We start from the raw sequence: 11,709 nt of genomic DNA on the forward strand, positions 1-11,709 counted from the left end.
TAATTCCTGATGAAGCGTGGTTTATTACTTATAAATCTTGGGACCCCTAATAGTACAGATACTTCATCTGTCAGGAGTTATTTGCGCGAATTTCTTACCGATAAGCGAGTCATCGATCTTTCCCCCTTGCTTCGCTATATATTGGTTTATCTGTTTATTTTACCTTTCCGTTCAAAGCGTTCTGCCCAAGCTTATCAATCCATATGGACTGAACAGGGTTCTCCCTTACTATTATATAGCCAGAATTTAGTAAACGAGGTACAAAAAGAAGTTGGATCAGAATACATAATTGCTCTGGGTATGCGTTATGGGAACCCTTCTATCACCACGGCTTTAAATCAGTTAAAGCAATGCGAATCCATTACTATTTTGCCTTTATATCCACAATATTCATCAGCGGCTAATGGATCATCCATTGCTGAGGCCATGCGTGTTCTCGGCTCCTGGGATCTGTTCCCCTCAATCAAAATCATAAGTGATTTTTTTCAACATCCAGCGTACCTTAAAGCGCAAGCTCAAACTATTAAAACTTATCTCCGAGAGCAAACACATGTTCTTTTTAGTTATCACGGAATTCCTGAACGCCAAATTACAAAAAGTAGTTGCAAATCAATTTGTACAGAAGCTTGTCCCACTTTAACAGATAGTATCCAGAAATGTTATAGGGCTCAATGTCATCAGAGCAGTCGTTTATTAGCATGCGAACTGGGCTTATCTACGAATAGTTACAGTACAGCTTTTCAATCAAGATTGGGTAAAACACCATGGATAAAACCATATACCGATCACATTCTTGCTGAATTGATTGCTAAAGGGATTAAAAAACTAGTTATTGTTTGTCCTTCTTTTGTTGCTGATTGTTTGGAAACACTGGAAGAAATAGGCATACGTCTTAAAAAACAATGGCTAACAATTGGCGGTGAAGAATTAATTATTGTTCCTAGTATGAATAGTGAGCCTTTATGGATCAAAGCCATAATCACAATAGCACAAATGCAATCCGATTCCCAATTTAGGAGTATTTCGTGAATCTGCAATTAATCATCTCCCAAATAAGGAATACTCTATGCTCGAAATATAAGATTATTGGATTATCGAGTATACTTCTTACCGCCTTAGGCATTTATTATCTTTTTTATTATCACGCAAAATCCTCCCCTCCTCCAGCCCCTAAAATAGTCGAAACAGTGACTGTAACACCGACTACAATTGAAAAAACAATAAAACTCATAGGAACCATCCGTCCCAAACATGCAACTGTCCTTGTTGCTAAAGGGTCTGGAATGCTTGATACACTCATCAGTTCAGGGCAAACAGTCGAAAAAGGAGATTTAATTGCTAAAATAATTAATCCAGACATTGAAAAAAGCTACCAACTCTCTAAAGAAACAGAACAGCTGGAAAACACTCAATACCAACGTCTTAAAAACTTGCAAAAACCAGGATTTGTGAGTGCAAGAGAGGTAGAAGAGAAAAAAAGAATCTGGATCGACTCACAAAAAGAAAAATCCAGAACCAAAATCGAACTCAAAAACATGCGTTTTTATGCGCCATTTAACGGAGTAATTGGTGCATTTAAAATTAAAGAAGGAGCTCAAGTCACCGAAGGCGCGCCGGTAGTGAGCATTTATGATCCTAACTCATTAACAGTTGAAATTGATGTACCCTGCACTAATAATCATTCAATTAAAGAAAACCAACCAATTTATATATTGAACCAACTTTATCATTTAAATCATGTACAAAAAATGATAGATGATGAAACACATATGTGTCCTGCGGACGTCGATATCCAATGCACTCGCTGTTTAGTTGGTGCAAATGTATCCGGTCTGCTCGTAGTGAATAGAAAAACAGGAGCATTGGTCATTCCAACACAGGCCTTATTTCTCAAACAAGGCAAAACACATGTTTATAAGGTAGTTAATAAAAAAATAGAACTTGTTGCTGTCAAAACAGGGATACAAGAAAAAGATAAAGTAGAAATTATTTCGGGATTAAAATCCGGAGAGCAGATAGTGAGTAAGAACCCGGAACGATTATATCCAGGTCTGGAAGTATCAATTTATAAAGGTTAGCCGCCCTCTTATGAAATTTACAAGCTATTTTTTAAAACATCCAGTGATTGCCATTATTCTCAATAGCATGATCCTGCTCTTGGGAATATTATGCTTTCATTCATTATCCCTGAGAGAATATCCCGATATCAGTTTTCCAGTCATTACGGTGAATACTCATTATCCTAATGCCAGCCCTGAATTAGTTGAATCTGTGGTCACGAATGTACTTGAGGATCAACTTGCTGGTGTAGAAGGATTGGAGTTAATGACTTCACGCTCTAATCCAGGAAAGTCACACATTACCTTACGCTTTCGTCCAGGAACTTCCATGGACAAAGCCCTAAATGCCACGCATGAAGCAGCACGCTTAGCACAACTTCCAACAACAGTAGAAGCACCCATAATTGAACGACAAAGGCAAGCGGATGGCTTACCTTTTATAGGCATTGCTTTGGAATCTTCTTCTTTAAACTTCGGTGAACTGACCCATTATGCCAATTTGAATTTAAAAAATGTGTTCCGGAGTCTTAAAGGAGTTGCCTCAGTTGATGTATGGGGACAGCCCTTTACTTATTCCATTCAATTAGATCAAAAGAAATTATATGCATTTGGAATTAATGTGGATGAAGTCGCCAATGCAATTGCCAATAACCGCTTATCTTTGCCTGCAGGTAATTATCAAAACAAAATCCCAACGACACTTGATTTTGAATTAAAAACTCCTGAAGACTATGAAAATTTGATTATCAAAACCCACAACCATTATCCTGTCTTTCTTAAATCTTTAGCTCAAATTCAACTAACTACAGACAATAACCAATTCCGAGTGAAAGTCAATGGCCATTCAGGTTTGGTGCTTGCGATTAACCGTGCGAATGATGCAAATCCCATCGAGGTATCCCAAAGTGTGCGCAAGGAACTGAATGCTTTAAAAAAAGGTTTGCCCGATGACATTAAAACGAAAATTATTATTGACCAATCCGAATTCATTAAAGCATCTCTTAAAAACATCCAATCTTCTATTCTCGAATCTATTTTCTTAGTCTTAGTCATTATTTTTATCTTTTTGCGGAATATACGCGCCACAATCATTCCATTAATTGCAATTCCGATTTCACTTTTAGGTTCTTTATTATTTTTGAAAATTGCAGGCTTTACTATAAATCAAATGACTCTTCTGGCGATGGTATTGGCTGTTGGTTTGGTAGTAGACGATGCAATTATTGTTCTTGAGAATATATGGCGTCATATCGAAGATGATTTATCCCCCATGGACGCAGCACTTAAAGGATCAAAACAAATAGGTTTTGCTATCGTTGCCATGACCTTAACTTTAACCAGCGTTTATGCACCTATCGCTTTAATTGATGGCATGATTGGTCAATTATTTATAGAATTTGCAGTTGCCCTGGCAGGTAGTGTGTTCATTTCAGGAGTAGTTGCCCTGACACTTTCTCCTTTGATGTGCGCTACATTCCTGCATAAAAATACAAAACATTTATGGCCTGCCATAGATAGATTCCTGAGTAAACTAACACAGTATTACTATAAGTTGCTGAGTATAATTATTTATCAAAAAAAAACCACCCTTCTCCTACTCATACTATCTTTAAGCCTAAGCCTGCTCTTTTATAAAGTAATGCCTGGTGAAACAGCACCAAAAGAAGATCGCGGTTTAGTAGGAATCTATACTCCACCTTTATCTGGAGATAACTTAGATACGCTAGAAGCCAATACAAAACGCGTGCAACAGTCCATAGGAAAAGTCCCCGAAGCCAAAAATACGTTAACCTTTTTAGGAAATTGGGGTAGTAGTATCGTCATGCCTTTGGAAGCTCATAAGCAAAGAAATCGTTCTGCAGAGCAAATTGTAAATTCATTAAAACCCAAAACAGAGCAATTACCTTCAGTCGATGCCTCAGTCTGGAGCTGGGACTCCGGATTACCTGGAGTAGAGGATGCCCGCAACAATTCGGAATTGGAGCTTGTCATTTCTACCACTGAAAATTTCCGGCAATTATTTGATGCAACAGAACATTTTAAAAAAATACTGGATCAAAGCAAAGAATTTGCCTCTACGCACTATGACTTACGCCTTGACTCCATGGGGTACTCTATAAATATAGATAAGAATGCCTTAGCTCAGTTAGGATTAACTCCCGCGCAATTAGCTAAAACAATCGAAGTTTTTTTCAGTGGTGATAAATCCATGTCTTTTCAAAAAGATGGCGTATCTTATAACCTAACATTAGAAGGTTCTTCTAAGCCCTGGACTTTAAACGAGCTTTATCTTACAACCCCTTCTGGAAAACGCATTTCTTTAGGTGCAGTGGCTCAAATGAAAAGACGTGCACAACCAACTGCATTAGAGCATGTTAACCAAATGCGTTCTACCACTTTATATGCCCAGTTACCTGAAAAACAATCCTTTAAGAAAGGAATGAATAGACTCTTAAAACTGGCAAAAGAAAACTTTCCCAACCAATATAAATTGAGTTGGGCAGGCGCTGCTAAAGCATATACTGAATCATCGTACACAATGGTATTGTTATTCACCTTATCAATACTCTTTATTTACGCTATTCTTGCAGCACAATTTGAGAACTTCGTTTACCCGTTTATTATTTTGTTCACAGTACCCTTAGCTTGTTTTGGGGCCTTACTTTTTGCTTACTTATTTGGCCAATCCTTAAATATTTTTACTCAAATTGGCCTGGTTACTTTAGTAGGGTTAATCAGTAAGCATGGTATTTTAATTGTAGAGTTTGCCAACCAATTGCAAAAAGAAGGCTTTACCTTAGCTGAGGCGATAAAAAAATCGTGTTCATTAAGGTTACGTCCTATTCTCATGACTACCGGTGCCATGGTTTTTGGTGCCATTCCCTTAGTGCTCTCGCATGATGCTGGAGCCGAAGCAAGGCATGCTATAGGTACTGTGCTTATTGGGGGCTTATGCATTGGTACATTGTTTACTTTATTTGTACTGCCTGCCGTTTATTTTATGATCTCGAAAATAATAAACAGGACTGGGAAAGCCTAGTCCCTAGCCATTGTAGCTTCGCTGTACTCAGACTACATATTTCTTAATAAATACTTCTTGAAATTCCTATACTCTGCTCACCTAATTTGAGGTACTATGAAAAAGTTTGTCTTTTTTATAGGGAGATTACGTTGAAAAGGATATGTTTTTTAATGATTTTTTTTGTTTCTCAAGCAATAAGTTCTGTATTTAGTTTAGAGGATGTACAAAAGCTGCGACAGCATTTTTTTGCAAATATTCAATCGAATGGCGCAATAGTTGCCGCGCCCTCCAAACAAAATCCAGATTATTATTATGACTGGATTCGTGATTCTGCAATTGCCATGGATTTGATTGAAACATGGTATGAATCCTCAGAGGCCTTTGGATACAAAGAACGCTTATTTAATTATGTTTCCTGGACACGAAAGCTTCAGCATCAGCATGATCCATCACCTGGCCAAGATATATTGGGAGAGCCTAAATTTTATATGGATGGTTATCCTTTCGAAGGCCCTTGGGGAAGACCACAAAATGATGGCCCGGCTCTAAGAGCCTCGGTTCTGATTCGTTTTGCCCAGCACTTATTAGATAATAATGAAACAGAGTATGTTCAAGCTAATCTGTATAATAATAATCTGGATCCGCATTCAATGGGCGTAATTAAAATGGATTTGGAATACACTGCCCATCATTGGTCTGATAAAAATTATGATCTTTGGGAAGAGGTTTTTGGAGATCATTTTTTTACCGCGATGGCACAACAGAAAGCACTCTTTGAAGGTGCTGCTCTTGCTCGTCGTCTCAACGATAATGAGGCGGCAGTTTATTATGAACGCCAAGCAAGATTAATCAATACACGTTTGAATCAGCATTTTGATTCAGATCATAAGACAATTCAAGCAACGCTTTCACCCCATCCTGGTCCTCAAAAAACTTTAGAACTTGATTCCTCAGTAATTTTGGGAATTTTATTTAATCCACAAAAGAATGGGGATTTGTCTCCCAGTAGTACTTATGTCAAAAACACAGTAAAAGCTTTATACGATCAGTTCAATTCAATGTTCCCAATCAATAATAAGCACTCGGGAGAAATTTTGTTCGGTCGCTATCCTGGAGACACTTATGATGGATATCAAACCAACAGCATAGGCAACCCCTGGTTTATTTTAACTGCAACCATGGCTGAATATCACTATACACTCGCTGATCACTTACCTTTAATAAATCAAAGTGAAATAACAAAAAATATTCAAACTGGGGATAACTATTTAAAACTTATAAAAAAATATGCTCCCGATATGAAATTAAGCGAACAAATTAATTTAAATACAGGAGTCCAACAAGGAGCCCCTTCGCTTACCTGGAGTTATGTAGCTGTTTTACGTGCTATTGAGCTAAGAGATAAACTAACAAGTAAATTAAACCATTCTTCACGAGAAATGGTTAACTAGACTTCCATCCCCCTTTGCAACCCCTATGATTGTTCGAGGGGTTGTCTACTTGTTCCAAAGCTCTTCTGTGGATATGGCTCTGGCAGGCAAGCCCTGGGTAATGTAACTTAGGTAGATGCTAAACAGGATGATTCTTTTTTACTAATGTCTTCGGTAGAAGATATCTCTTCACGGCCTAATAAACGTAACGATTTACCAGACATAATGTAATTCTCTATTTGTTCCAGACTGATGCCCTTTGTCTCAGGCATATAAAAATAGGCGTAGATGAGTCCTAAAAGACAGATCACTGCATATAGAGCAAAGGTATATTCAATACCCATCATTTTCTCCAAAAGCGGGAAACTAAAAATGACTACTGTATTAAAAGTCCAGTTACTCATCGCAGAGAATCCCATGCCGGCACCCCGCACATGCAAAGGAAATATTTCTGCCATTGCAATATGCGGTATTGGTCCCACACTCACTGCGAAAGAACAGATATAAAGGATCAAACAAGCAACCGATAGAAACGGAAGCCAAACAACTTGATATAATGAAAACACACATAAAGCCAGTAAACTAAAAAACATTCCAGAAAAACCATACAGCAAAAGGTTACGACGTCCTACTTTATCAACACTAAGTATCGCAATAACCGTCACCAATAAATTAACCATACCAATGCCGATCGTTGCCAATATTTGTCCTGTAATACTGTTCATCCCTAAATTTTTAAAAATTTCAGGTGCGAAGTAGATAATTACATTAATTCCACTCAATTGTTGCAAACAAAATAACACTGTACCGAGCAGCAAAACTGGCAATAAAGGACTCTTAAATAACAACAGCCAACTTCCCTTTTTAGGTTCATTTGCCAATGTCCTTTCAATATCTGTCAACTCATGTTGGATTGAATGGCTTTTACGCAGCTTTTTTAAAGCCTTAGATGCTGCATTACGACGCCCTACACTACACAACCATCTAGGAGATTCTGGCATGAGTAAAATTCCAATACTTAAAATCAGGGCTGGGATAGCACTTGACGCAAACATCGCGCGCCAATCATTATTCTCAAGAAACAAGTAATTGACTGAATAAGAACAGACGATTCCTACAGTCATTGCCAATTGATAAATAGCAACTACAGCTCCTCTTGTCTCATAAGTTGCTGTTTCAGCCAAATACAAAGGCGCCATGACCGAAGCCACACCAATTGCCAGGCCAAGAACTAATCGTGAGATAACAAGCACCACAATAGAATCAGCGAATCCAGCACCTAATGCACCAAAAAAGAACAACACACCAGCAAAAGACAGTAAGGTACGGCGGCCAAAACGTTTGGCTCCTTTTGAGGCCGTAATCGCACCAATCAGCATGGAACCAAAAAGGGCACCAAAAGGCAAAGCGGATGCCATTACACCAATATGTGTTGCATTTAAATTGAAATGATTTTTGACCAAATCCAAAGAGCCAGCAATGATCCCCTCATCATAACCAAACAAAAAACCAGCAACCGAACCAATAACTGCAACAATCCATGTCATAGTTGAACTCCTTAATCGATAATTCAAAAAATCGGCATAAAGCGCACATTCGTGTGAGCTGTCCATTGTCTTTTTAATTTATTATGCTGGGCTTGGATGATACTTCGCGGTTTTTCAGCGAAATCATATCGAGTCCCATCCCCTTACACTTTGGCGCACAGCATAAGATAAATCAGTAATTAATGACCAATTCCCTTTTTTAATTGCTTCTTCGGGTACGATCCAGGATCCTCCAACACACAAAACATTAGGTAGCGCCAAGTAATCAGAAAAATTCATTTCATTAATACCACCCGTAGGACAAAATTTTGCCTGGGGAAATGGTCCATGCATTGCACGCAACATATTGATTCCACCCACAGCTGCTGCGGGGAAAAACTTAAAATGGGTATACCCCAAAATTAATCCTTCCATTAACTCAGAAACACTGGATATACCAGGAATTAAAGGGATATGGGAAGTAAGTCCAGCAACTAATAGGGCCTGAGTTTTCCCAGGACTTAGTGCGAATTTTGCACCGAGATCTGCAACCTGTTTTAATTGCTCTGGCGTAGTTACAGTACCCACACCAATTAAAGCTTCAGGAAAGGTTTTTATCAGTAACTTAACAGCATCTAAAGCGATGGGGGTTCTTAGTGCAACTTCGATTACATGAATTCCTCCTGCAAACAACGCAGTAGCCAAAGGGACAGCTTGTTCTATTTCTTTAATCACAACAACCGGAACTACAGGTGATGTGCTCAACACAACTTCTGGTTGCACCATCCAATTTTGAAAAGACATAAACCTCTCCTTGTCACCAACTGTGCCCTAGATATAGCGCACCCGATTAATAGGATTTTATTTAGACCACGATTGCTTTAAATAAACTGCAGCCCCTAATATCCCTGGCTGCTCGGCAGTAATCACATAGGTCGGTATTTTTGCATTAAACGCTTTAAAACGACCTTTTTCTTCAAAACACGATCTAAAATCACTGCGGTCCAGCATTGAAATAAGCCGTGGCACAAGACCACCAGCGATATAAACCCCGCCCAAAGCTGCAAAAATTAATGCCAAATCCCCTGCATAAGAGCCTAGAATTGCAAAAAATTGCGCTACTGCCGCTTCGGCGACAGTACATTGGCGTGCTAAGGCCAATGTAATAATTTCTGAGGCAGGAGCATACGCTTTTTTTTGCTGGTGGAAAGCACTCAATGCTTGATACAAATTTTCCAAACCATGGCCTGACAATAAGCGCTCATAGGATACATGATCATACTTTTCCTTCAGATAACAATAAATGAACCACTCCTGCTCTGTTTTTGCACCCCAGCTCGTATGCCCACCTTCCCCTGCTTGGGCAGAATATCCGTCTTGATTTGATGCGAGGAAAGCAACACCCAATCCTGTTCCCGCCCCCAATACCGCTCTTGCACCATTTTTCTCTGCAGTGCCTCTTCCTATCTGGAGTAGTTGTTGGTCTGATAAGACAGGCAAGCTCATGGCAATCGCATTAAAATCATTCAAAACCTTGAGCTCTGTCAGACCTAATTTATGTTTTAATTCACTAATGGAGAAGCGCCAATGTGCGTTAGTCATACAAATAACATCATCAAGCACTGGACATGCAATCGCCAGAGCTGCGTGCTTTATTTCTTTTAATTCGTGTTTTGCCTTATAAGCTAATAAAACTGATTCAAGACTGTCGTATGCGGCACATGAATAAATTTCAATTTTATCCATTACCAAATTTTCTAAATTAACTCGACTGAAACGCGCAAAAGTTCCACCAATATCAGCAACAATCGCATAAGATGTTGAATCATCAAAAATCATAACAAGACTCTTTTCCCTGAAACAAACTACACGCTCCCTGTTCAGCCCCAGTAAACTGTACTCTTAGGCTGGTAAACAGCTCTCGGCCAATGCCCCGATTGAATTCCGCTTCATTTAAAACAGCACGGCTCCTTAGCCCCAATGCATAATCAGTAACTAATAATTGCAATATCCCTTGCTCAGCATCAATTAAAATCATATCTCCTGTTTCGATACGGCTTAACACTTCATTATCGATTGCCTCAGGGGTAACATGAATCGCCGCAGGAACTTTACCTGAAGCACCAGACATACGTCCATCAGTTACTAAAGCAACATGATATCCTTTATCCATGAGAACCCCAAGCTTGGGTGTTAATTGGTGTAATTCAGGCATTCCACAGGCTTTAGGTCCCTGAAAGCGAAGTACAACCACACAATCTTGCTCCAAAATACCTTTTTGAAACAATTGCTCAAATTCTTCTTGGCTGGAGCAAACCACCGCCGGAGCCTTAATCTTACTTTTCCCCGCGGCAAGTCCTGAGGTTTTAATTACAGCACGCCCTATGTTTCCGCTTAATACTTGCAATCCACCTTGAGCCCTAAAGGGAGTTTTAGTTGAAGTTAATACGCTTTCATCATTTGAAACAGAGGGTCCAGAAATCCATAGTAATTGCTCATTATCCAATAAGGGTTGTTGCGTATATCGTTGCAAACCATAGCCTATTACTGTATGCACGTCTTCATGCACTAATTGAGCATCCAGTAATGCGTGAATAAAATATGCCATTCCACCAGCTCGTTGAAAATGATTGATGTCCGCATGTCCATTAGGATAAATTTTGGCAATCAAAGGAGTTACTGCAGATAATTGAGCAAAGTCATCCCAATTGATCGAGTAACCCGCCATGGCAGCTACCGCAATTAGGTGCATTGTATGATTGGTTGAACCACCCGATGCCAACAATGCGACAATCCCATTAACAATATTTTTAACATCCATCAGTTGGCCAATAGGTAAATAATCTTCACCTAAATCAGTTAAAGAGAGAATCTGTTGTGCCGCAGCCCAGGTTAGCGCATCACGCAACGGTGTACCAGGGTTGATAAACGAGGAACCAGGAAGTTGTAATCCCATAGTTTCAATAATTAATTGATTGGAATTCGCAGTGCCATAAAAAGTGCATGTCCCTGGAGAATGATAGGAGGCAGCTTCTGCCTCAAGCAATGCATTTTTATCTGCCTTTCCTTCTGCATACAATTGACGTATACGCGCTTTTTCCTGATTGGATATACCCGACGGCATGGGGCCTGCGGGTATAAAAATAAACGGCAAATGCCCAAAGCTCAAAGCAGCCATCAATAATCCAGGGACTATTTTATCGCAAATCCCCAGCATGAGGCCGCCATCAAACATGTTATGCGACAAACCTATAGCCGCTGACATGGCAATTACATCACGGCTTAACAAGCTTAACTCCATTCCTATTTGGCCTTGAGTAATCCCATCACACATTGCTGGAACGCCTCCTGCAAATTGTGCCACACCTCCGGCAGCAGAAATGGCATCTTTGATTAAAGATGGATAATTCCAATAAGGTTGATGTGCAGATAGCATGTCGTTATAGGCAGAAACAATAGCTATATTTGCTTTGGTCATCCCGCTCAGATTTGCTTTATCCATCTTCGCACAAGCGGCAAAGCCATGTGCTAAATTACCGCAGTGAAGCATACTGCGCTGAGGGCCTTTCATACGCAATTTTTCTATATGTTTCAGGTATAAATCTCTGTTATGCGCACTACGTTCACGGATGCGATCTGTAACTTGAACTACAACGGGATGCATTCTTTTT

8 protein-coding genes are annotated in these 11,709 nt (G+C 39.4%); 4 read left to right on the forward strand and 4 right to left on the reverse strand.

The annotated features are described in order from the left end of the window. Positions 1-9: 9 nt before the first annotated feature. The 4 genes from hemH (at position 10) to FOLKNPGA_RS14725 (ending at position 6,533) form a co-directional block, all read left to right on the forward strand. Positions 10-1,029, forward strand: a complete 1,020-nt coding sequence (gene hemH, locus FOLKNPGA_RS14710; RefSeq protein WP_182350607.1) for a ferrochelatase — start codon at positions 10-12, stop codon at positions 1,027-1,029. After that, positions 1,026-2,078: an efflux RND transporter periplasmic adaptor subunit gene (locus FOLKNPGA_RS14715; RefSeq protein WP_182350608.1), complete on the forward strand. Its 1,053-nt coding sequence runs from the start codon at positions 1,026-1,028 to the stop codon at positions 2,076-2,078. Before hemH ends, FOLKNPGA_RS14715 begins: the two co-directional genes overlap by 4 nt. 10 nt (positions 2,079-2,088) lie before the next feature. After that, positions 2,089-5,100, forward strand: a complete 3,012-nt coding sequence (locus tag FOLKNPGA_RS14720; protein ID WP_182350609.1) for an efflux RND transporter permease subunit — start codon at positions 2,089-2,091, stop codon at positions 5,098-5,100. A 152-nt stretch (positions 5,101-5,252) separates the two neighbouring features. Beyond that, positions 5,253-6,533, forward strand: a complete 1,281-nt coding sequence (locus FOLKNPGA_RS14725; protein WP_232891323.1) for a glycoside hydrolase family 15 protein — start codon at positions 5,253-5,255, stop codon at positions 6,531-6,533. Positions 6,534-6,640: 107 nt separating this feature from the next. Here FOLKNPGA_RS14725 and FOLKNPGA_RS14730 read toward each other — a convergent pair whose 3' ends face one another. From FOLKNPGA_RS14730 to edd, 4 genes are all read right to left on the reverse strand, one after another. Next, positions 6,641-8,059 carry a sugar porter family MFS transporter gene (locus FOLKNPGA_RS14730; RefSeq protein ID WP_182350611.1) on the reverse strand — a complete coding sequence of 473 codons (1,419 nt, stop codon included), beginning with the start codon at positions 8,057-8,059 and terminating at the stop codon, positions 6,641-6,643. A 123-nt stretch (positions 8,060-8,182) separates the two neighbouring features. Then, positions 8,183-8,842 (reverse strand): bifunctional 4-hydroxy-2-oxoglutarate aldolase/2-dehydro-3-deoxy-phosphogluconate aldolase, encoded by a 660-nt coding sequence (locus FOLKNPGA_RS14735; RefSeq protein WP_182350612.1) that lies wholly within the window; start codon positions 8,840-8,842, stop codon positions 8,183-8,185. Positions 8,843-8,899: 57 nt separating this feature from the next. Next, complete coding sequence (gene glk, locus FOLKNPGA_RS14740; RefSeq protein WP_182350613.1) at positions 8,900-9,877, reverse strand: glucokinase; 978 nt, start codon at positions 9,875-9,877, stop codon at positions 8,900-8,902. After that, a complete protein-coding gene (gene edd / locus FOLKNPGA_RS14745; RefSeq protein WP_182350614.1) occupies positions 9,867-11,702 on the reverse strand; it encodes a phosphogluconate dehydratase in 1,836 nt (611 codons plus the stop codon). Before edd ends, glk begins: the two co-directional genes overlap by 11 nt. Between the last annotated feature and the right edge of the window lie 7 nt (positions 11,703-11,709).

The organism is Legionella sp. PC1000 (assembly GCF_014109805.1).
In the GTDB taxonomy this organism is placed as follows: domain Bacteria; phylum Pseudomonadota; class Gammaproteobacteria; order Legionellales; family Legionellaceae; genus Legionella; species Legionella resiliens.

Excerpts from the sequence above, each read along its gene's own strand:
- hemH (WP_182350607.1), top strand. The coding sequence starts at position 10 with ATGAAGCGTGGTTTATTACTTATAAATCTTGGGACCCCTAATAGTACA.
- FOLKNPGA_RS14720 (WP_182350609.1), top strand. The coding sequence starts at position 2,089 with ATGAAATTTACAAGCTATTTTTTAAAACATCCAGTGATTGCCATTATT.
- FOLKNPGA_RS14725 (WP_232891323.1), top strand. The coding sequence starts at position 5,253 with ATGATTTTTTTTGTTTCTCAAGCAATAAGTTCTGTATTTAGTTTAGAG.
- FOLKNPGA_RS14730 (WP_182350611.1), bottom strand. The coding sequence starts at position 8,059 with ATGACATGGATTGTTGCAGTTATTGGTTCGGTTGCTGGTTTTTTGTTT.
- FOLKNPGA_RS14735 (WP_182350612.1), bottom strand. The coding sequence starts at position 8,842 with ATGTCTTTTCAAAATTGGATGGTGCAACCAGAAGTTGTGTTGAGCACA.
- glk (WP_182350613.1), bottom strand. The coding sequence starts at position 9,877 with ATGATTTTTGATGATTCAACATCTTATGCGATTGTTGCTGATATTGGT.
- edd (WP_182350614.1), bottom strand. The coding sequence starts at position 11,702 with ATGCATCCCGTTGTAGTTCAAGTTACAGATCGCATCCGTGAACGTAGT.